The following is a 20,023-nucleotide window of genomic DNA, read 5'->3' on the forward strand; positions in this document are numbered from 1 at the left end:
AAGCTAACGCTACTCAACAAGTGACTGATGCACCAAAGCCAAAAGCTGATAATGCACAAAATGTGAAAGCTACTGGTGTTGGTACAGGCAATACGCCGCTGAATACGGCGGCTACGGCTTCAACTGCTCAAGCTGACGCCCCCCAACAAGTTAATGATGTACAAAAAAAGGAATTAGCATCAAATGGTGAAAGAAATGAAGTTCTGCAAAGCAGTAATGAAAGTAAGCCACAAGTAGATAGCGCTAATAACGCTAACGTAGGGCCAGGTACTCAGTCTATGACTAGCGATGTAACCGCAGAGCCACCAGCGACAAACAATGAAGTTATTGGCAATGCAGAGCAACAATCTGAAATGTTAGATGAAAGTGACGCAGTTAGCGGTACAGATACACAAAAAGAAACTAGTTTTGATGCGCATCCTGCACCACATTCAATGATGAGTGAAAATGCAGGTGGCGTGGACACTGGTAGTCATGGTGTAAATGATAGTAAAAACAATGCACCTATTAGCGAAAAAATAGAAACAACACTTCAAGGTGTTGATGCACAAAGCTCATCTAAAGCAGCAATAACTTCTGAATCAGATGTAGAGGAATTACCAATAGATGCTATGCAATTTCTAACTGATAATGAAGTTGGTCCTAAAGAGTTTGAAACAGACTCAGGTGAAAAATATACCCGCGTGGGCTCGTTAGGTTCTGCAGATGATCCAATTGGTAATGTATACGTTAATTCCGATGGTAATGCATTTTTCAATGATGGGTTTAGTTCAAAATTACAGGACTATGGTGATATATCCGGTATTGACTATGTGAAACAGAAATAAAAAAAGCCCGAAAGGGCTTTTTTTCTGAACGGTCGCGCGAATTTTCAAAATTGTTATTATGGTAAAAATTATACAGATAGGCTTTGATTATGAATAAATATACGTTTGCAGTTGCTCTACTGGGGTTAATTCATTTCAATGCACCAGCAAAGCAAATTGAAGTAAGTGTTTCAACTATCGGCCTTACTGAACATCAGGTTAGAGAAAAGGTAAAGCTGGAAGCTCGCTGGTATTCGGCCAAGAATTTACCAGTATTGATTTCCGGCAGTGAAAAAATAAACTCGACTGGTGAATACAGCAGAGAAGTAACCGCTTTATCAGCAGCCGCGTTAAATATTACGATATTAAACGAATATTGGGATAACGAAGCTGGGACTTTAACAAGTAAGTTAGAAGTCACTCAAAATACAGATATAAGTGAACATGTATTTGGTAGCTTACTGAAGAATGACACTTTAAAAAAACAGTTACGTAAAGCATATGAAAACTTAGATAAAGTTTTGAAGGTGAACTCAGAATATGATTTTACCACTGCGAGTAGTGATATGGGTATGCTGGATACGGTTTATAACGTTTTGTATATGCGAAATAGTTACGAAGACTCAATGCGGGTGAAATCATTATTACAGAATGATTATGAAAGTTATGTTTTAAATAAGTACATCACCCCGTATTTTAATTCATTGGAGCCTATATCGATTGATGTTGACGAAAAAGGGTTGGTTATTAAGTATGGGAGTAACTTTTATGAAAAGCTCTCAAAGAGCTGTATGTCACTTGTAAATGCATTCTTCTTTCAAAATACAAGTTCAACTAACAAAGTTTCTAGTGATACCTGCATAGATGAGCCCATATTTAACCAATTAGATCTTTCATATAAGAAAAAATGGTATGCATATGCTTCGGACTACAAGGATGGCGAAATTGTAATTATATATCCAAGGAAATACTATGGTTCACAAGAATTAACGAGAATAATGAATGATCCTGTTAACGAGCTAAGAAAAATAGTTGTCATTAGTTACAAGGAAGATAACAAGGTTCGTTGGTAAATTTATGATCTGGTTTGCTTATAAAAATACCTATTTGAAGAAGTTTAGCCTGTTTAATGTACGTTTAACAGGCTAAACCGGTATGTATTTGAATTCAAATAACATGTTAGTAAAATACTGATCTACTCTATTCTTTCGGGATAATGATATAAGTAACCTTGAGCAAGTTCAGCCCTAGTTTTCTTTGCAATCAATAACTGCTCCTTTGTTTCAATCCCTTCAATAACTACTTTATGGCCCCTGTTTCTAATTAAATCGACTAAGCGATAGAATTTAATCGCGTTAGCTTTTGATTTTGTCGCCTTTTGTATTAACGATATATCCAATTTTACAAAATCTGGGTTAATAGAATTTAACGATTCAATATTAGATAACCCTACCCCGTAATCATCAATAGCAATTTGAAAACCATGCTTTTTCAAATTAGCTAAATTCTTTTCAAATATAACTTCATTGTGTTTGGCTTCACACTCAGTAACTTCTATGACTATTTGTGTGTGAGCTAATAACTTTGATAGCCGGTTACTGCAAAGATTAAAAGAAATGTTAGCAATCTCACAACGAGAAAAATTAATGAAAACCCATACATTACGCTGTTCAGCTATTTTTTTTACGGCAGTTATTTTCAAATTTGTTAATTCTACCAAGTTATCAATAAAGAAATCTGATGAAAATGGTTTGCTATTCTGAACGATAGTCATTTGGCGACGTATTAATAATTCACACGCAAGCACTTTACCTGACTGTAAGCCCACGATTGACTGAGAATAGTAATTTACATTATTCATTAATGTATTCCACCAGCTCAACAGGAATTTGATAAAGTAAAAAGAATGTAGATTTTAGGGGGGCATTTTCTTTGTTCTTTATAAAGATACGATGCAACTTACCCTCTTGCCTGGTTGTGACAATAAACGCGTCAATATGATGGAATGTTAGACCTAAAATTGTCAGTGATAATGATGTATTAGATAGCTTTATTCGCACTAGCAACACAATCACCGAAAGAAAAGTAGGTATAGCAAGGTCATTAGGGGGGGTGCTTTGATAACCAGTAAAGTAATGAAGCATCATTAATGGCCACAATATGCCGATACTCATTAAAATGATAAGGAAAGCTCTAAAAGGTGGTGATATTGAAAATAAATAATAAGTTCTATTCATAATTACTCCATAAATTTTCAATATTATAAAGCGGGGTATTTGAGTATTGAAATTTTACACATGGGTAAAATAGGCTCTGTAAGTTTCGGCTAAGAGTTATTTTTTCTTTAAGATAGCTTTGGTTGATCTAAGAGAGAAGTTCTATAAGTCCAATTCTAAACTTAATCTTTAATTTTTGGATTCAAAAAATTTAAGATTTGATGGTTCAATGTAATGAGAACTATTATTAGTTTTCAGTGGGTTAATTTGATTGCATGAAAAAACATTACAGTGCTTGTTAGATTTTATCCGTTAAATCGCTTATTATTAAGTTTGAGTGCATAAAAAAAATTGCGAAAATGCATGACTAGACGTAAATTAATATAATTTAAGGTATACAAATGATGCCATCTACAAACTCAATATCTAAACTAGGGTTAGAGGAAGCTGCAGTAAAGCTTTTTCAGATGGGTATTCGTTCTGCAACAGATTTCCAAAAGTTGTGTAACGGGCAGTTTAATGGATTGCAAGGTCGTCCAGCAGATATTCCCTCTAATCCAATGATGTATTTTAAAGAGATCAGCAACTTTAAAGAGTTTCTTAAACTCGGTCAAAGACTAAGTGAAGAAATACAGGCTGAAGAACAGCCCGAAGAAATAAACACAGATGAACGTGATGTAATTTCTTATGAAGATCTAAAGCAATTGGTGCGAAAATACAACGTAACCTCGATACGCCAGTGGAAAAAGGTTGTGAAGGAAGATAAATTACCGGGTTCGTTCCCTAGCTCTCCACAGGCTTATTACGAGGATTTTGAAGGCTGGGATTTGTTTCTTGCGCCTAAAGCGTCCCGTTTTTTAGAATGGGATGAAGCAAAAGCCTTGGCAAAAAGCGTCCGTATAGAACATGGTTTAAAAAACGCTTATGATTGGCGCTGGCTTTCAAGGCAAGGCCATAGACCAGCAGAGTTACCGAGTGCGCCTGATTATTATTATACTCAGTTCACAACATGGAAAGATTTTTATGGACTGGAGTAAACATATTTGTAATAGCAGTAAAGCTCAATTGCTTTACTGCTTATTTTTTTCTTTCAAGTAAATATGTAGACGCGGTATTAATGGCTCTACTTTGCTAACCACCTCTTTTCTACCAGCATAATCCCCCAATGGTTTAAACTTAAACGTATCAACACAGTTAATTAAGAAAACAGGCGAATGCGCGTGTAAATCTTTTCTGAGGGTCATTTCGGTACCGTTATTATTCGGGTTTTTTGGTTCGTTGAAGCGCAATTTCAAAATCGGTGTCGCTGGCGCTTTTCTAATTATGTTAAATAGCGCGTTACTTGAAAAATGACTGATAAGCTTACGCTCTTTTTGAATATGAAGCGCAAAGCCTGCTTGTGAATCCGAATTATTGCCATGGTTAGGTGCATACGCCAAAGAGCGGTCTATTTTCTCAATGACCTGCTGCTTACTCAGTGTTTTAATTTGTGACTTATGTTCCCATGAAAAGCGAGCACTCAAAATATCCTTTTGAATAAAGACTGGGTGTGTTCGTGTTGCCATTGGAAATATGAGCCCTGGTTCAGCGTCGTGCACAATCTCAAATCGTTGATCAACTGATTTAGCCAAGCGATGAATAACATCTTTGAGTTTAACCTTTTCTGCATTGAGGTTATCAAATAAGGTGGCCAACCTTTGCATATACGTAAAGTCGCATTGAACATTGACGAGGCCCGGTAATTTAATTGAATAGCGGGTTGATTCATTATTTTGTGCGCGAAATTTACTGATGTGCGAAATCGTCTTTTGAATTGCTTCATTACCGGTTTGGTGAATAACATCAAACGGCGCATCTAAAAGAGCTTGTTGATGTTCATCATTGAATTTCAAACGAATGCGAGACTGTACCAAGCTTCGACTTTTGGCTATGTCTTCAGTAATGGTAGGCAGGACGAATATATCTGCACCAATTGAGTCGGTATTTTCTTTAAGTGCGCAGGTTAAAGCATTGACAGCATTAAGCACTTCATTGTATTGAAATTTAAAATCGCCCCGTGTTGTTTTGATTAGTTGATCCATAATGCCTCTTACTGCCCAATAATGACTACAACATGCACATATTATATACCACCTAATACGCGCTCTGACACATTTTTGTATAATATTTAGCTTGTTTTACCCTGATAGCCTGTCTTATTTCCTTTTTATTTATTATTACTTTTTCATCTTTATTAGGAGTACGGTACAAGCGGCGCAGCAGGAAGAGTAAAGATATATCAATAAAACAGCTACCCGAAGGGTTAAGCTGTTTAATCATGTCTTTAATTAATATGTATGTTGTAGTCATATACATGGCTTAATTCAATTTCATTCCCTTAATTTATAAAGCTAGTTTACTACTCAAACTCAACGACTTTAATTTTTACAACACCCCTTTTTGGTATCTCTAATTTTTTAGCTTCTTTGCTATTCCCTTTACTATGCACCTATACACTAATCAAACACTCATTGGAGTCTACATGCTCATCTCTATTATCTCCGCATCGATTATGGCATTGGCCACCAGCGGCAACCTCAATATAGATACGGCTTTACCCACTGACAAACCAACCTTCTTACACCATGAACAAGCGTTCATTCTCTCGTATGACCTAACCGATACTGATGTAGAACTTACGTGGGATGTTGCTCCTGGTTATTATCTTTATCAAGACACCATTAAAGTAAATGAAATCTCTAAAGACGCACTTCAATTTACCAGTACGCCCGTTTCAACCCATGATGAATATTTCGGAACCACTATGATTGTTAAAACGCATGCTGCAGCACACTTCGCTAAATCAGCCCTTAAACAGACTACGTTTAGTGTTTCTTATCGCGGTTGTGCTGAAGCAGGCCTGTGTTACCCACCCGTTACTGTTGAAATTAACTTATAGGACACCTGAACATGTTTAAAAGTCTTTCTATTATATCTTTGGCTCTATTAGCCTCAGCCTGTTCAAACACGATTGTCGTTGAAGAACAAAAAAGTGTGGTTAAAGTAGCAACCAAACCTTATAAACCCACCTTTCATTTTGTCGAATTCGAATTCGATGCTGCGGAACCAATCAATGTTAAGACTATGGCTAAACAACTCGCGCCACACATTGCCCACTTAACCGCTAATCCTAGTCATTTTGTTTTATTGCAAGGCGCCGGTGATGATTCGGGGTCCTTTAATTACAATTTCAAGCTTGGAATGTCACGCGCTACATTCATAGAAAACTATTTACTCGAGCGCGGGGTTTTACAATCGCAAATAAAAGTAAGCTCTGTTTCAAAAGCAAATAGCCACTTAAAGCCATACGCGCGTACAGTTCACTTAAGCTATTAATTGCACTGTGCCTGCGAACCCCACTCTGTGGGGCTTCATTTGTCAGGTAAGTGAAACGTTTAAGGTTTTATTTATTCATGCTTAATCATTAATTATATTTTCTTACACACTACTTATAGAGGGTTATTCTGAGCATTGTGTTATATTCCGCACGAATTTAAATCACTACTATTTTCTTATTGGTTAGCACCTGTTTTAAGTCAGTATTACCAATGTGTATTAAGTGTTCTTAAGGAACCGTGATGGCAATAAGAGCGTTGGCCTATAAATGGGTAAGGATCTTATTTAGGTGCTGGAAAACAGGAAAAGCTTATGATGAATCAAAATATTTAAAAGCACTAAAAGAGAAAGGTTCTCCTCTTTTAGTGGTAGAAAAAACTTGTTGAATGCCTCAGGGCGTGAAGCTGTCTTTCCGGTTTAACTCATTTCTGCCCCAAAACGTGTTTAGGCGAATGCCTCAAAAGAACGATAACCGGACACTGAAAAAGTTAAATTTTTACTGCTTTTTTGAGTAGAAGCCTAGTATTGACCAATAACATTATTAAACGCCGTTTTGGGGCAAAATAACATGCTTAATTTCTAGCTGTTTTAATTACTTGTTTACAAAGGTAATTATTGGTGAAATTATCAGTGTATGTAATATACGCCGTTTTGGTGTGTTATAAACCACCAAAATGGTGTTCAATAAGCTGTTAAATTTCAAGGAGTATCCGTTTGAGTGCGTTGACAGAACTAACTCAGTTGTTTTCAGATGAAAAATTCGTGCTCTCAGTATTCACAGCTGCGTTTACTGTCGTATACGCGGTTACAGCGCAACGGATACTGTTCAGATCAAGAGAGCGACGAAAGGATAGAAAAAGTAGACTCTGGGAGACTTTGTCTGCTGGCTTTTCAAATGGCACGTTAAATACAGTTGATGATGTAGTAAATATTTATAAGGGAATACACGAGCTAGGTGGTGAAGATGTCAGTTATAGAGCTGGGCTAGCAAAGTACCTAAGAGAATATTTGGTTAACGTAATATCCTCTAAAGACCGTGAAGCCGATGAAATATCAGCAATAAAGGATAAGGTTACGGGAATAATTGATGCTATTGAAACTGAGAGTCCGTATTCAGATGTCCCAGCGGCAGAGAGAAACTTGATTGTCGATGTTCAAAAGTTCATTGCCCACAATGATCAAGAATCAGCAAGGGAAAAGTTATCCGATTTGGCTGGCTTAATCGAAGTTAGGCAGGATTCACTTGACCGAGTTCAGGCTTCAAATAAATGGTCTGTACCCCTAGCCGTAATTGGTTTGGTCTTGACTGTTGTCTTTGGTGTTATATCGCTAATCAAGTAAAAATTTAACAAGCGCATGTTGTCGGACTGGTTTTCCGCTGCGCTCCAAACCAGCCGTAAATGCGGGCGTTTATAGCTTAAATCTCGATTAAACAGTATCACCCCAATTTTGGAGAAAATATGAATATCTTAAAATTTGAAATCTTAGACCTGAAAAGTGGGGATAAGGTTGTAAAAGTTGAAGGTCAAGACATTCACGTCAGTAGATCTTCGGGCGAATACGTTATTTATAAGCTGAAAATGGACAAGGATGGTGGGGTTATAGACTTCGATGTATTTGCAATAACACAAGGCAGTGGTTCTTTCGATTTAATAACTGATGCTGATTTGAACGATCTCGCTGAGTTATGGGAAGAATAAAATGGGCAACTCTCCTGAAACTACTGACTCAAGCAAGGAGATTACAGAAAATGATAAGGTTACTGGCTCTGTAATTTATAGGCGTGTTGATCCAGAAAAGAAAAAGGCACTAAAAAAACTGATAAAAGAAACAGCAAAAAAACATGGCTTGGTTGCTCACATTTTTGAAAGGAAGTAGTCATGGAAGAAAAAGATTTAATAGTTAGATTTTCTGGTGATAACTCTAAAGTAGAGGAAGCTTTCCATGAAATCATGGAACAAGCGGCTGAACTTGGTCTAATAGGTAATGACCTTAGTATAAACAAAGTTCCCGATAAGGTAGAAAAAAGCAAGTTAAGGAATAAATCAGCTTCTGACATTATGGTAAAAGTATCAGCAAGTGAAGAAAAAGCAGAAGCCTTCATGGAAGAGTTGCTCTCTATTGTTTCGGAAAGCCTAGGTCTTGATTCGCCTTCTACAGGAATAAAATTACTGGGTGAGGTTAGTGATGACGAAGAAGAGTAGTACTCGAAGCTATGCGCATTCACGGGCAATCGCATTAGCCAAAATTAGAGAAGTTTATAACTGTGAATTAAGATGTGGCTCTAGTTTGGATATACATGGACATCACATTTTAGATTACAGCCTAGGTGGAGAAGCAACTCCAGAGAACATACTTGTAGTTTGTAAAAAATGTCACGACTTAGTCCATGCAGGTGAAATAGTCGTGGACACATTTGATTATCGTCCAACAAAGCTATAACAAGGCGCTGCTACGGAAAATTTACTCGCTGGCGCTCCTAAATTTCCGCAGAGCGCGGCGTTATAAGCTTCTAGCTTCCAGAGGTATAAAATTGAAGAATTATTTTGAAAGTCCTTTTGCAGGTAAGTCTCTAAAAGAGCAAGTGACGAATCCAAATATTATAGTGGGTGAGCACAGTTATTATTCTGGTTATTATCATAACCATAGTTTCGATGATTGTGCACGTTATTTACTCGCGGATAGGACAGATATTGATAAGTTAATTATTGGCAGTTACTGCTCAATTGGTTCTGGTGCTGTGTTTATGATGGCTGGTAATCAAGGACATCAAAATAGTTGGGTTAGTACGTTTCCATTTTTCTACCAAGACAATGAAAACTTTGCTGATGCTAAAGATGGCTTTGAGCGTTCGGGTGATACGGTTATTGGTAATGATGTGTGGATTGGCACTGAAGCTATGATTATGAGTGGCGTATCTATCGGAGACGGTGCAATTATCGCAAGCCGTGCTGTTGTTACTAAGGATGTTGCACCATATTCAATAGTAGGTTCAAATCCAGCAAAACATATACGAAACAGGTTCAATGATACTGAAATCATACAGCTGTTAGAGATGAAATGGTGGGAGTGGAGTGAAGAACAAATTAAGGGGGCAATGGGCTTAATGTGTTCTTCAAATATTGGTGGTCTTTATGATTATTGGAAAACGTTAGCACGCTTATAACACATATGAGCCTTAACTCTGTCAATAGGCATTAGTTTTCTTTTTGACCGTTTTTATAAATTGACGGTCAATTCTAAATCAATAAACAAATTCGTTTACTTCGTATGTCGATGCGGCTGTTAAGCAAGTAGCTTACGGCAAACACATATAGAGGCTCTCTTATTGCGATCTCATCGCAGCCAGGTTTTTCCCATATCCTTTTGGGCTTACTGGGGCACTAGACATTCATCGGTTAACCTGATCATGGCACTATTCAAGGCGGCTGGTTTTGATGATCCAGTTAGTTCAAGGCTCAAGTCAGGTGTAAGCGACTTTGTTTATTGTATTAATGCACGCGTACTGAGCGTCTAATCGTAAGCGTCTAGCGAACCACACCTAGCATCGATGTTCTGATTATCTAAAAATACCTGCTCAATGATAAATTCGGAGCAGGTGATGAAAACTTACAGAACAAGCGCACAGTGGCAGCAGCTTTTGCTGCAACGCAGTACGTTTAGTGGTACTAATATTGAATTCTGCCAACACCATAATGTCGCTATTACGACTTATTATAAACAACGTGCTTTACTGGCAAAAGACCAGCCTAATTCCACCTTGCCAGTGCACACGCAGTGCCTTACATCATCACGTTTTGTCCAGGTAAAACAAACTACTGAAGTCTGCGCGCAAACTCGTCAAAATACGCTGCAGTTTGATACGCTAACCGGCCAACTCACGTTTCCTATCGATTTAGCGACGGCCGATATCGTTGCCATTATTAAAGGGCTAACGGTATGAGGATGTTCGTTGATGTACCCACCGTCTATTTATGTGCCGATGCCGTTGATTTTCGAAAATCAATTAATGGTCTGGCGGCGTTGGTGGAAGCAGAGCTTGAACTACCCGTGCTCAGTGGTGCGCTATTTGTGTTTTGTAATAAAGGCCGTGACAAACTCAAACTGCTTTACTGGGATAACACCGGTTTTGCACTGTGGTATAAGCGATTAGATAAGCATAAGTTCAAATGGCCCAAACTCATGTCACCCACCATGACCTTAAGCGAGCAGCAATTACACTGGTTATTATCGGGTTATGATGTGATTGGACACAGTAAAATTGATGTCGCAGGTAAGCAAATGCTTTAATATTTGCGATCGATTGATGATCATCAAAGTGAGTTCAGTTAGCACTGCAAAGCCTTTGATGATGCCTTAAAATAGGCGTCATGAAAAATGAACTCGCCCTTAAACAGCGCATTGCTGAACTTGAAAAACTGTTAGCGCAGAAGGATGCCCAGATTGCGGCATTGGAAGAGCGCTGGAGCTTGGCCCAACAAAAACAATTCGGCAAAAGTGCTGAAGGCTTTGCCGGGCAAGGCGAGTTATTCAATGAAGTGGAAGAAATTGTTGAGGAAGTTGAGGCAGAGCAACAATCCATTAGCTATACCCGTAAAAAGCCGGTGCGTAAGCCACTGCCAAAAGACTTACCTCGTGAGCAAGTTATTCACGACATCATCGACAAAACCTGTGATTGCTGTGGCGGTGAGCTACATAGAATGGGTGAAGATAAGTCAGAAAAGCTTGAGTTCATACCCGCTAAAATCAAAGTGATTGAGCATATTAGGCCTAAATACGCCTGCCGTCACTGTGATAAATCCTCAACTCAGACACAGATTAAACAAGCCTCAATGCCTGCCATGCCCATCAACAAAGGCATTGCAACCAGCAGTTTGCTCAGTCAGCTTATCACCAGTAAATACCAATACGGGTTACCGCTGTATCGCCAGGAAGCGATGTTTAAGCAATACGGTATTGAACTCAGTCGACAGACCATGAGCAGCTGGATAGACAAATCAGCCACACTCTTCGCGCCATTAGTTGAACGGCTTAAAGCCGAGCTGTTAAAGCAACCCACGCTGTTTGCCGATGAAACGCCATTAAAGGTGGTGAAATCGGACAAAGTAAACAGTTACATGTGGGTGTATTGCTCGGGTCGAGATTCACCAGACCCGAATAATCCTATCCCTAATATCGTACTTTACGACTTCCACAATAGTCGCGCGGCCGCCTGCGTGGTCAATTATCTTGATGGATATCAAGGGTACTTGCACGTGGATGGCTATCAAGCCTATGCCAGAACAGAGGCAACCTTAATCGGCTGCTGGGCGCATGCTCGTCGTAAATTTATCGACGCGAAAAAGCTACAAGGTAAAAACAAAACCGGCAAAGCGGATGTGGTATTGAGCCTTATCCAAAAACTGTACGGCGTTGAGTCACGCATCAAAGATAAAAGTGTGGATGACAAATATACGGCAAGACAAGAGGTTAGCCTGCCTATTCTTAGCAAGCTAAGAATATGGCTTGAGCAGGATCAGCCAAATTTAGTGGGGAACAGCAAACTGATAGAGGCAGCTAATTACCTGGCAAATCAATGGCACAAGCTCATACGCTATGTTGATGATGGCCGACTTAGCATCGATAATAATAGAGCAGAACGCGCGGTAAAACCGTTTGTGATAGGCCGAAAGAATTGGTTATTTAGCCAAACGGCTAACGGTGCCCATGCTAGTGCCACCCTTTACAGCATTGTGGAAACCGCATTATGCCGCATGCGGCATAAGGCTGTTTATACCGAAAGAAAAACTATGCCGAACACATGCTGCCCAATTTCATAAGTGTGCTGGTATTACTGTCATTTGACTGTAAGGATCCAGTTTCTATTCGGCATAGTTTAATCCTAGAACTACAAGCTGGTGAGAAAACCTAACAACTTATCGCTCGGTTTATAGTGAAGATCACTGTGCTTATTAAATGGCGCTACTTTCGCTAATGCTGCTTCCTTCAGTGCCATATGAGCATGTAAGTATCTTTGTGTCGTTTGTGTAGATTCATGTCCAAGCCACATCGCTATTACCGTGGTATCAACACCTGCGCTAAGCAGCTCCATTGCTGCGGTGTGTCGAAGCACATGAGGTGTTACATGCTTCTGCTTCAGCGATGGACATTGAATACTGGCATTAGCAGCATGTTTCTTTACTAAATACTGCACACTGTCTGCACTAAGACGATTGCCGCGTATTGTTGGAAACAGTATATCCTCTTCCATACCAGGAAGCGCTAACAGCCAAGTTTTCATGATACGAACAGCAGGTTTGGTTAAAGGAGTACTTCTTTCTTTCCGACCTTTGCCAAGACATCGGACATGCGCCCCTTGGTCAAGAAATAGGGACGTACTATTGAGCCCGATGATTTCAGAAAGACGCAGCCCTGTCTGTAACGCTAAAAAAAGTAGAGCGTGATCACGATGGCCTATCCACGTCGTTTTATCCGGACTTGCCAGTAATGCCTCTATTTCCGTTCGCTCCAAGAAGTGGATCAGCCTCTGCTCATGTCGTTTACTAGGGATAACTAATACTCGCTGAATTTGTGCGCTATACCCAGGCTCTTCGTATTCTAAAAAGTGGAAAAATGAATGAATGGCAGTCAGACGTAAATTTCTTGTGCGAGCACTGATTACTCGGTGCTCTTCAAGATCATTAAGAAATGCGCTAACTAATTCTGCGTTGATATCTTCTAGCGTTAGCGCAGATGGCGCTTTCCCTAGCTGTTTTTTTGCAAACACCAATAGCAGTCGAAAGGTGTCTCGATAGGAGTATATCGTGTTGTGACTGACGCGTTTTTGATTGATTAAACGAATAGTAAACCAACGTTCAAGCAAGCACGGAAATGCGGTAGTGGCTTTCATAGTTCAGCCTCCAAACGTGTTTCTAAGCGACGCGCAGCAAGTTCCAGTAGCTCTGGACAGGCAGATAAATACCAATAGGTATCACGCACACAACTGTGACCGAGGTAAGTAGACAATTTTGGTAACAAGGTGTCTACCTTTTCTCCAGTTCTATACCATCGTAATAGCGTATTGACCGCAAAGCTATGTCTAAAATCATGGATCCGTGGTCCTGAGCTAGCATTTGGGGTACGTAATCCAATTTGTCGTGATAAACGTAAAAATACACGAGAAACATACTGCGGTAATAAACGGCCACCGCGCTCTGCTACCAAAAAGTACTCACTGCAAGGAGGGTTAATAAGTTCATCGCGACGGCGATCATACTCGACTAGAATACGCTGAGTACTTGCATGTATGGGAACGTAGCGTGATTTTCCAAACTTTGTATCGCGTACAGTGAGAATACAGTTCTCAAGATCTACATCTTGGCGTTTGAGAGTCAAAGCTTCGCTGATACGCAAGCCTGTTGTCGGTAAAAGACCAAAGAGGCAATGGTATGTCCAGCGCCTTAATTTGTTTACCGGTTTAAGAGCTAATGCGGCCTCCAACAATGCCTGTATCTCAATATCAGAGTAAATGTACGGTTTAGCAGAGCCGCTATAGGATAAAAGTCCAACCGGCGGTACCTCTGTGTGTATGTCCATTGTTTGCAAGTGCCGAGCAAACCCGCGAACATAGGCCAGTTTTATAGCCCAGCTAGCATTTTTTCCAGGCGATTGGGTTGCCCATTCAAGTGCAAGTTTGGTAGTGACAAAAGTACTACTGTACTGCTCCATAAACGTAACGAAGCCTTCTAAATCTCTAGCTGGTTGAATAAACTTGTGGCCCAGTCCGCGTCTAAGATCCACATATTCATGTAATATTTTACGTAAGGAGATCATTGTGCTACTCCCGGCCATGGCATGGCTAATGCTCTTAATCCATCAATATTAACTTTGGCATAAATACGTGTCGAATCATGGCTCTTATGGCGAAGTAGTTGACCAATTTCGGACAGTGAAGCACCTGCTTGAAGCAAGTTAGTTGCAAGGCTATGGCGAAAAATATGAGTCCCTTTATGCTTTAGTGTTAACTCAGCTCGCAGTAACGCTGCTTTAGCAATTTGTGAGATCCCAGCAGAGCTTGCAAACTGAGAATGTGGCGCCAATGAGCGTACAAAAACTGAACGGCTATCAGTCTTTGGCCGTGCGTTTTGTAAGTAATCTGATAGCGCCGCACCCACTTCAGGCAGCAAAGGCAAAGCAATAAGCGTTCGACCCTTTCCTCGAATGTTGAGGTTACCAGCATGCCAGTTGATGTCATCTAACTTCAACAGAGCTATTTCATTCGCCCTCAGTCCTAGCCGACTTAATAGCATAAGTACTGCGTAATCCCTTAAGCCAACGGCACTGCTCGTGTCGCAACTGTTCAGCACCTTTTGAATTTGGTTAGAAGATAGATGTTCTGGGAGGGTGGTTAGGCTCCATCTTCTGATACTAGGTACAGCAGAAGACAAATTGTAGGTTGTATACCCCTTATATAAAAGATACCTAGCGAACGCACGTAGTGTCCAACACATATTTTTTGCAGAGCTAGGGCTTTGGTCATGTGCGTGTTGCACTAGAAATTGCCTTACATCTTGTCCTCTTAAGCTTGAAAAGCATGAAACACCATCAGGGCAACACTGCCAAAGAAACTTCCTCAGTGGTATTCGATGTCTGATGACTGAAGTTTCACAAAGTCCATGATTTTGCATCAAATGCTGTTCAAAGTCCTGAATGATCTGCGACAGATGATCTAACACAATCGTTGCTGCTGCTGCTGTTGCATTGAGCGCTCTTAGCACTATAAGAAGTCTAATAAGAGCTGCGTGATCAGACAAAAAAGGATGTCGATTTTTTTGCCTAAATTTTTCATATTGTAGTACTGATGCTTCGTTAACATCAGTCACCTTATACTTTTTACTGGCTAACCATGCGCTATAATCAGCAGCAACTCTAATGTTACGAGCGCCACTCTGGTAGCAGTGACCTTCAGTAATTAGATGCTCTGCATAAGCCTTCATATAAACGCCCAAAGGGCCCGTATGAAGTCGCGCTATTGTTTTTTTACACTTGAAAAATGCCGAAACACTCATAATCCTTCTCCGTAAATTAATTATTAGAAGTCAGATCACACTATGCCGAAGCAATCATATGCAAGTATCTTTGTATTATAGGGTTCTAGCCAAGTGATTCGGCATAGTTTTTCTTTCGGTATAAACCGCCAAGATAAATGGTCTAATCCCATTTAATTACATCTGTGCTTGCCTTGATGAACTGTGCCAGCCTGAGCCCGATATCGACAGCTTGTTACCCTGGAATTTTAAAACATAGGTGTAGTTCGCTAGACGCTCACGTCTAATCAAGGCAAGTGGCTTAGGTCTGTAGGCATATAATCAGGTTAAACCTTGCTGGTTATTAACTCACCCAATTGATTGATGCTCAGCCTTATGTCCAGTTAGATGTTCAGCTCACTCAGTACCGTGACTAACTCTTTAAGAATTTTGCTTCATCGAATACCGTCTCTTTTTTAAGCATGTAAAGAGTGAATGGGGTCAAATCTTGACTTCAGACATTAAAACCTTCGATGTCTGCTCATGGCACAGAGCCGACCTTCGGCTCTAACTCGTTTTTGTCCAAAAACGAGTTTAACCGACCGTCTGCTTCTCGCTCAAATAAGACCCCGAAAAGTTGCTCATATAGCTATCCGGGTTAACGCTTTCACAAAACAGAATATATTTCTGATAACTACCTTTGAAGCCCTTGAAACGGAAGTTTACTTTCGTTTTGTACTTTAAGATTATTAGCCGATGTCTAGTGAAAGCTGGGAAGTCCAATAAAACCGATTTAAGTTCTTAACGTTTAACATGTTGCATGCATCTCCGATGTCACTTCAGTTAATTAATTTCGAAGGCAGCTTTTTAGAAATTAACCCTGCTAAAATCACAAAACCAAAAGAGATCGCCAAACAAGCGGCTAATCCGTATAGTTGGAAAACCCAACCTGACAGCACCGTGCCAATCAAACGCCCCATTGCATTAGCCATATAGTAAAAGCCAACATCGAGGGAAACACCGTCGGCATCTGCCATGCTAACAATCAAATAACTGTGTAGCGATGAATTAATGGCGAACAGTACACCAAACAACATTAAACCAGTAATGAGCACTGTTTTTACTTGCCAATTAAAATACAGTGATAAGGCTATACCTAATGTAACCAGTGCCAGTAAACTCGCCCATTTGGTTGTTTCTATAGCAGGCGAAAACCCTTCTTTGAGATTCATTACCTTAGGTGCGATAGATTGTACGAAACCGTAACCAATCACCCATAGTGCCAAGAAGCCGCCTACCGTCCAATGATCCCAATTAAAGGCTTGCGACAAAAATACGGGCAGTGCGACGACAAACCAGACATCACGCGCACCAAATAAGAATAATCGTGCAGCTGACAAGATGTTAATTGAGCGACTCTTTGAAAAAATATCGGTAAACTTAGGTTTGCTCTTTGCTTTTCCTAAGTCACTTTTTAAGGCGTAAAGGCTGTAACACCAAACAAGAGCCAAAACACCAGCCATTAGCAACATTGCACCCTTGAAGGATAGCAAGGTTAACAGCAGGCCTCCTAAGAAAAAGCCAACACCTTTTAGGGCATTTTTGGAGCCTGTTAATAGCGCAACCCATTTAAACAGCGTGCCTTCTTGTCCTGCTGCAACCAATGCCTTAATCGAGCTTTTAGCGCTCATTTTGTTTAAGTCTTTGGCAATGCCTGAAAGCGCTTGTGCAATCATCACATACACAACGGTTAACCATTCAGCCGGAACAGCTAGCATTAGTAAGGCAATAACCTGAATGGCTAAGCCAATATTCATGGTTTTATTGAGCCCTAAACGAGCACCTAAGAAGCCGCCAACCAAGTTGGTGACAACGCCAAAGATTTCATAAAACAAGAACAACATCGCAATGCTAAGCGGACTATAGCCTAACGCATGGAAATGAAGCACCACTAACATGCGAAGTGCCCCATCCGTTAAGGTAAATGCCCAATAGTTACCTGTTATAACGAGGTACTGCTTTATATCGTCTGATAATGATGTCAAGCGCTTCATAGTATTACATTATCCCTTAATTGATAGGCCAACTTTACGAGCAAGCTCAGCCGTTCTATTCGCGTATCCCCACTCGTTGTCATACCATGTATACAGCTTTACCTGAGTTCCGTTGACCACCATTGTTGATAACGCATCGACGATGCTAGAACGTGGGTCGGTTTTATAGTCGATTGACACAAGTGGCTTTTCTTCATAGCCCAAAATGCCTTTTAACTCGCCCTCAGCCGCTTCTTTCATCCAAGCGTTAATTTCAGCTTCCGTTGTTGAACGCTCTACTTCAAATACACAGTCAGTAATTGACGCATTCGCCAAAGGTACACGTACCGCATGACCATTCAGCTTACCTTTCAACTCTGGAAAAATATGAGTAATAGCTGTTGCCGAACCTGTGGTTGTTGGGATTAGGCTCATGCCACACGCACGTGCTCTACGTAAATCTTTGTGCGGTGCATCGAGAATAGTTTGAGTATTGGTAATATCGTGGATGGTTGTCATCGAACCATGTTTGATGCCGATTTTATCCTGTAAAACTTTCACCACTGGTGCTAAGCAGTTAGTGGTGCAAGACGCTGCCGTTACGATTGCGTGTTGATCAACATCGTATAGGTGGTCATTAACCCCCATAACCACATTGAGCACACCGTCTTCTTTTACGGGAGCAGTGACAACGACTTTTTTTACACCTTGGTCTAAGTAGGCTTGTAGCAACTCAGTTTTCTTCATCTTACCAGAGGCTTCAATGACCAAATCACATTTAGACCAATCCGTATCGCTAATCGCTTTGTTTTGGGTCACACGGATAGCTTGACCGTTGATTATCACATTGTTGTCATCATTAGATACATCATGTGACCAAGTGCCATGCACTGAATCGTATTTTAATAGGTGTGCCAGTGTTTCTGCGTTGCCAGCAGGATCGTTGATTTGCACAAACTCAATATTTTGCCAACCAAAGGCAGCTCTAAGCGTTAATCGGCCCATGCGGCCAAAACCGTTAATACCAATTTTAATTGTCATAGTTAAACTCCTACTTTTTGATATTCATTAAAAAATGAAAGTTGCACAGGATTAGAAAGCGCCTTAGGGCGTACTTTCTGTACTTGGTTAATAATGCTTGTCTTGTTGTAACCTAACTCATACATCAGTATGCCAATCACTAAGCCCGTGCGACCTGAACCGCCTTTACAGTGAACGGCAACAGTGCCTTGATTGCGCAAAATAGCTAACACGTCATCAAGGTGAGATCTGAACGCCGTTGCAAAGTCATCATTAGGCGCATCATCATCTAAAATAGGTAACTGAAACCATTTTATGCCTTGTTCGTTACAAACTTGAGGAAGTGTTTCGGCCTCGTTTTTCTTTATTTCTGCGTCGTACATCAGAGTGACAATCGCTTGTGCTCCCGCATCTTTGAGTTGCTTTACCGATGTTGTTAAATCAACCTTTTTCGTTCCTGGGCATGGCGTAAATATAAAACTAGCGCCATTATCAAGTGTCAGTTTGTCATAAGGGTGAGTTTGCATAAGAATCCTCTTAATTATTCGTTAAACCAATGTTTTGTTCTGTTTACAATCGCTACGAGAGACAGCATGACAGGCACCTCCACAAGAACGCCAACCACGGTTGCTAGCGCTGCACCTGAATGCAAGCCAAAAAGAGAAATAGCTACAGCTACAGCCAACTCAAAGAAATTTGATGTACCAATTAAGCACGATGGAGCCGCAATATTATGTTGAAGCTTGATTTTTAGCGCAATAAAATAGGCAATGATGAAAATGCCATACGTTTGAATAACCAGCGGAATCGCGATTAGCAAAATATTGAGTGGTTGGTCTAAAATAGTGTTAGCTTGAAAGCCGAACAACAGCATAACTGTGGCTAATAAACCAATGACAGAAAATGGTTTTAACTTTTCTAACAAGGTTGTGATAGCCGTTTCATCACGACCTGAGCGGTTTAAACTTCTTCTGGTGAGTACGCCTGCGATTAAGGGTAGCAATACGTATAAGACGACAGAAATAAACAAAGTTCCCCAAGGCACATGAATATCTGTTACTCCCAGCAATAATCCTGCAATTGGAGCGAACGCAAAAATCATGATGATGTCGTTAACCGAAACTTGAACTAACGTGTAGTTTGCGTCGCCTTTAGTCAGTTGTGACCAGACAAACACCATTGCCGTACACGGTGCTACGCCAAGTAAAATCATTCCTGCGATATATTCTTGCGCAGTTTCTGGTGAAACAAAATCGGCAAACAATCCTTCAAAAAACAACCAACCCAATGCAGCCATAGAAAATGGTTTGATAAGCCAATTAATCACTAAAGTTAACACAAGTCCTTGTGGATTTTTGCCTACTTCTTTAATTGTTGAGAAATCTATTTGTACCATCATGGGGTAAATCATTACCCAAATGAAAACTGCAACAACCACATTGACATGGGCAACTTCAAGCTTTGCTATCGCTTCAAAAAGAGGTGGGTAAACAACCCCCAGTGCCATACCAGCAGCAATTGATATCGCAACCCAAACAGATAAATAACGTTCAAAAATCCCCATAGTC

The 20,023-nt window shown here is 40.2% G+C and carries 23 protein-coding genes and 3 pseudogenes; 16 read left to right on the forward strand and 10 right to left on the reverse strand.

Translation table 11 applies throughout. From position 1 onward, the window contains the following. On the forward strand, window positions 1–827 hold an 827-nt coding region (locus H5182_RS13640), incomplete at its 5' end, for a hypothetical protein (RefSeq protein ID WP_182760180.1). An 89-nt stretch (window positions 828–916) separates the two neighbouring features. Next, window positions 917–1,879, forward strand: a complete 963-nt coding sequence (locus tag H5182_RS13645; RefSeq protein ID WP_182758975.1) for a hypothetical protein — start codon at window positions 917–919, stop codon at window positions 1,877–1,879. Between the two features lie 122 nt (window positions 1,880–2,001). Here H5182_RS13645 and H5182_RS13650 read toward each other — a convergent pair whose 3' ends face one another. Together H5182_RS13650 and H5182_RS13655 are read right to left on the reverse strand one after the other, a co-directional pair. Then, window positions 2,002–2,667, reverse strand: coding sequence for an EAL domain-containing protein (locus tag H5182_RS13650; RefSeq protein ID WP_182758974.1), 666 nt, complete (start codon window positions 2,665–2,667; stop codon window positions 2,002–2,004). Next, complete coding sequence (locus H5182_RS13655; protein WP_182758973.1) at window positions 2,660–3,043, reverse strand: hypothetical protein; 384 nt, start codon at window positions 3,041–3,043, stop codon at window positions 2,660–2,662. The genes H5182_RS13650 and H5182_RS13655 overlap by 8 nt, the downstream gene beginning before the upstream one ends. A 380-nt stretch (window positions 3,044–3,423) precedes the next feature. Between H5182_RS13655 and H5182_RS13660 the strand changes: the two genes are divergently transcribed. After that, a complete protein-coding gene (locus tag H5182_RS13660) occupies window positions 3,424–4,059 on the forward strand; it encodes a hypothetical protein (protein WP_182758972.1) in 636 nt (211 codons plus the stop codon). Between the two features lie 33 nt (window positions 4,060–4,092). Here H5182_RS13660 and H5182_RS13665 read toward each other — a convergent pair whose 3' ends face one another. Beyond that, the gene (locus H5182_RS13665) at window positions 4,093–5,103 is read right to left on the reverse strand and encodes a DNA replication terminus site-binding protein (RefSeq protein WP_182758971.1); all 1,011 of its coding nucleotides are present in this window, start codon (window positions 5,101–5,103) and stop codon (window positions 4,093–4,095) included. A 440-nt stretch (window positions 5,104–5,543) separates the two neighbouring features. Between H5182_RS13665 and H5182_RS13670 the strand changes: the two genes are divergently transcribed. The 12 genes and pseudogenes from H5182_RS13670 to tnpC all read left to right on the forward strand — a co-directional run. Next, complete coding sequence (locus H5182_RS13670) at window positions 5,544–5,960, forward strand: protein-disulfide reductase DsbD domain-containing protein (RefSeq protein WP_182758970.1); 417 nt, start codon at window positions 5,544–5,546, stop codon at window positions 5,958–5,960. Window positions 5,961–5,971: 11 nt separating this feature from the next. Next, complete coding sequence (locus H5182_RS13675) at window positions 5,972–6,397, forward strand: OmpA family protein (protein WP_182758969.1); 426 nt, start codon at window positions 5,972–5,974, stop codon at window positions 6,395–6,397. A 245-nt stretch (window positions 6,398–6,642) separates the two neighbouring features. After that, window positions 6,643–6,783 (forward strand): annotated as a pseudogene (locus H5182_RS22385) (IS110 family transposase); the annotation flags it as partial. Between the two features lie 328 nt (window positions 6,784–7,111). Continuing rightward, window positions 7,112–7,738, forward strand: a complete 627-nt coding sequence (locus H5182_RS13680; RefSeq protein WP_182760181.1) for a hypothetical protein — start codon at window positions 7,112–7,114, stop codon at window positions 7,736–7,738. A 119-nt stretch (window positions 7,739–7,857) separates the two neighbouring features. Then, entirely contained in the window at window positions 7,858–8,097 is a 240-nt protein-coding gene (locus H5182_RS13685) for a hypothetical protein (RefSeq protein WP_043156503.1), read from the forward strand. Window position 8,098: 1 nt separating this feature from the next. Next, window positions 8,099–8,275 (forward strand): hypothetical protein, encoded by a 177-nt coding sequence (locus tag H5182_RS13690; RefSeq protein ID WP_182760182.1) that lies wholly within the window; start codon window positions 8,099–8,101, stop codon window positions 8,273–8,275. Window positions 8,276–8,277: 2 nt separating this feature from the next. After that, window positions 8,278–8,601 carry a hypothetical protein gene (locus H5182_RS13695; protein ID WP_182760183.1) on the forward strand — a complete coding sequence of 108 codons (324 nt, stop codon included), beginning with the start codon at window positions 8,278–8,280 and terminating at the stop codon, window positions 8,599–8,601. After that, window positions 8,585–8,839, forward strand: a complete 255-nt coding sequence (locus tag H5182_RS22635; protein WP_182760184.1) for an HNH endonuclease — start codon at window positions 8,585–8,587, stop codon at window positions 8,837–8,839. The genes H5182_RS13695 and H5182_RS22635 overlap by 17 nt, the downstream gene beginning before the upstream one ends. Window positions 8,840–8,930: 91 nt before the next feature. Next, a complete protein-coding gene (gene catB, locus H5182_RS13705) occupies window positions 8,931–9,563 on the forward strand; it encodes a type B chloramphenicol O-acetyltransferase (protein WP_182760185.1) in 633 nt (210 codons plus the stop codon). 435 nt (window positions 9,564–9,998) lie between these two features. Then, window positions 9,999–10,340: a hypothetical protein gene (locus tag H5182_RS13710; RefSeq protein WP_024591408.1), complete on the forward strand. Its 342-nt coding sequence runs from the start codon at window positions 9,999–10,001 to the stop codon at window positions 10,338–10,340. Continuing rightward, window positions 10,337–10,687 (forward strand): IS66 family insertion sequence element accessory protein TnpB, encoded by a 351-nt coding sequence (gene tnpB / locus H5182_RS13715; RefSeq protein ID WP_010554756.1) that lies wholly within the window; start codon window positions 10,337–10,339, stop codon window positions 10,685–10,687. Before H5182_RS13710 ends, tnpB begins: the two co-directional genes overlap by 4 nt. An 80-nt stretch (window positions 10,688–10,767) precedes the next feature. Next, window positions 10,768–12,141 (forward strand): annotated as a pseudogene (gene tnpC, locus H5182_RS13720) (IS66 family transposase); the annotation flags it as partial. Window positions 12,142–12,284: 143 nt separating this feature from the next. On the opposite strand, the gene H5182_RS13725 reads toward tnpC, so the two are convergent. Genes H5182_RS13725 through H5182_RS13735 form a run of 3 tightly spaced genes read right to left on the reverse strand, consistent with a single transcriptional unit; the run spans window position 12,285 to window position 15,372 of the window. Beyond that, window positions 12,285–13,286 carry a tyrosine-type recombinase/integrase gene (locus tag H5182_RS13725; protein WP_024600953.1) on the reverse strand — a complete coding sequence of 334 codons (1,002 nt, stop codon included), beginning with the start codon at window positions 13,284–13,286 and terminating at the stop codon, window positions 12,285–12,287. Next, on the reverse strand, window positions 13,283–14,209 hold the full coding sequence (locus H5182_RS13730) for a tyrosine-type recombinase/integrase (RefSeq protein ID WP_024600954.1): 927 nt from the start codon (window positions 14,207–14,209) through the stop codon (window positions 13,283–13,285). Before H5182_RS13730 ends, H5182_RS13725 begins: the two co-directional genes overlap by 4 nt. Beyond that, window positions 14,206–15,372, reverse strand: coding sequence for a site-specific integrase (locus H5182_RS13735; protein WP_182759114.1), 1,167 nt, complete (start codon window positions 15,370–15,372; stop codon window positions 14,206–14,208). Before H5182_RS13735 ends, H5182_RS13730 begins: the two co-directional genes overlap by 4 nt. A gap of 196 nt (window positions 15,373–15,568) precedes the next feature. On the opposite strand from H5182_RS13735, the pseudogene H5182_RS22640 reads away from it, so the two are divergent. Then, window positions 15,569–15,682: pseudogene (locus H5182_RS22640) on the forward strand (transposase domain-containing protein); the annotation flags it as partial. A 559-nt stretch (window positions 15,683–16,241) separates the two neighbouring features. Here the strand turns inward: H5182_RS22640 and arsJ are convergent. From arsJ to arsB, 4 genes are read right to left on the reverse strand one after another with little or no spacing between them, the layout of a single operon-like run. Further along, a complete protein-coding gene (arsJ, locus tag H5182_RS13745; protein ID WP_016899636.1) occupies window positions 16,242–17,456 on the reverse strand; it encodes an organoarsenical effux MFS transporter ArsJ in 1,215 nt (404 codons plus the stop codon). A gap of 9 nt (window positions 17,457–17,465) precedes the next feature. Continuing rightward, window positions 17,466–18,476 (reverse strand): ArsJ-associated glyceraldehyde-3-phosphate dehydrogenase, encoded by a 1,011-nt coding sequence (locus H5182_RS13750; RefSeq protein ID WP_016899635.1) that lies wholly within the window; start codon window positions 18,474–18,476, stop codon window positions 17,466–17,468. Between the two features lie 2 nt (window positions 18,477–18,478). Beyond that, window positions 18,479–18,982 carry a dual specificity protein phosphatase family protein gene (locus tag H5182_RS13755; protein WP_016899634.1) on the reverse strand — a complete coding sequence of 168 codons (504 nt, stop codon included), beginning with the start codon at window positions 18,980–18,982 and terminating at the stop codon, window positions 18,479–18,481. Window positions 18,983–18,996: 14 nt separating this feature from the next. Next, window positions 18,997–20,019 (reverse strand): ACR3 family arsenite efflux transporter, encoded by a 1,023-nt coding sequence (gene arsB / locus H5182_RS13760; RefSeq protein WP_016899633.1) that lies wholly within the window; start codon window positions 20,017–20,019, stop codon window positions 18,997–18,999. Window positions 20,020–20,023 lie beyond the last annotated feature (4 nt).

It is taken from the genome of Pseudoalteromonas sp. SG44-17 (assembly GCF_014164235.1).
GTDB lineage: Bacteria > Pseudomonadota > Gammaproteobacteria > Enterobacterales > Alteromonadaceae > Pseudoalteromonas > Pseudoalteromonas rhizosphaerae.

Bases quoted from the DNA above. Each gene is read 5' to 3' on its own strand.
- H5182_RS13645 (WP_182758975.1), top strand. From the start codon at position 917: ATGAATAAATATACGTTTGCAGTTGCTCTACTGGGGTTAATTCATTTC.
- H5182_RS13650 (WP_182758974.1), bottom strand. From the start codon at position 2,667: ATGAATAATGTAAATTACTATTCTCAGTCAATCGTGGGCTTACAGTCA.
- H5182_RS13655 (WP_182758973.1), bottom strand. From the start codon at position 3,043: ATGAATAGAACTTATTATTTATTTTCAATATCACCACCTTTTAGAGCT.
- H5182_RS13660 (WP_182758972.1), top strand. From the start codon at position 3,424: ATGATGCCATCTACAAACTCAATATCTAAACTAGGGTTAGAGGAAGCT.
- H5182_RS13665 (WP_182758971.1), bottom strand. From the start codon at position 5,103: ATGGATCAACTAATCAAAACAACACGGGGCGATTTTAAATTTCAATAC.
- H5182_RS13670 (WP_182758970.1), top strand. From the start codon at position 5,544: ATGCTCATCTCTATTATCTCCGCATCGATTATGGCATTGGCCACCAGC.
- H5182_RS13675 (WP_182758969.1), top strand. From the start codon at position 5,972: ATGTTTAAAAGTCTTTCTATTATATCTTTGGCTCTATTAGCCTCAGCC.
- H5182_RS13685 (WP_043156503.1), top strand. From the start codon at position 7,858: ATGAATATCTTAAAATTTGAAATCTTAGACCTGAAAAGTGGGGATAAG.
- H5182_RS13690 (WP_182760182.1), top strand. From the start codon at position 8,099: ATGGGCAACTCTCCTGAAACTACTGACTCAAGCAAGGAGATTACAGAA.
- H5182_RS13695 (WP_182760183.1), top strand. From the start codon at position 8,278: ATGGAAGAAAAAGATTTAATAGTTAGATTTTCTGGTGATAACTCTAAA.
- H5182_RS22635 (WP_182760184.1), top strand. From the start codon at position 8,585: ATGACGAAGAAGAGTAGTACTCGAAGCTATGCGCATTCACGGGCAATC.
- H5182_RS13710 (WP_024591408.1), top strand. From the start codon at position 9,999: ATGAAAACTTACAGAACAAGCGCACAGTGGCAGCAGCTTTTGCTGCAA.
- tnpB (WP_010554756.1), top strand. From the start codon at position 10,337: ATGAGGATGTTCGTTGATGTACCCACCGTCTATTTATGTGCCGATGCC.
- H5182_RS13725 (WP_024600953.1), bottom strand. From the start codon at position 13,286: ATGAAAGCCACTACCGCATTTCCGTGCTTGCTTGAACGTTGGTTTACT.
- H5182_RS13730 (WP_024600954.1), bottom strand. From the start codon at position 14,209: ATGATCTCCTTACGTAAAATATTACATGAATATGTGGATCTTAGACGC.
- H5182_RS13735 (WP_182759114.1), bottom strand. From the start codon at position 15,372: ATGAAGGCTTATGCAGAGCATCTAATTACTGAAGGTCACTGCTACCAG.
- arsJ (WP_016899636.1), bottom strand. From the start codon at position 17,456: ATGAAGCGCTTGACATCATTATCAGACGATATAAAGCAGTACCTCGTT.
- H5182_RS13750 (WP_016899635.1), bottom strand. From the start codon at position 18,476: ATGACAATTAAAATTGGTATTAACGGTTTTGGCCGCATGGGCCGATTA.
- H5182_RS13755 (WP_016899634.1), bottom strand. From the start codon at position 18,982: ATGCAAACTCACCCTTATGACAAACTGACACTTGATAATGGCGCTAGT.
- arsB (WP_016899633.1), bottom strand. From the start codon at position 20,019: ATGGGGATTTTTGAACGTTATTTATCTGTTTGGGTTGCGATATCAATT.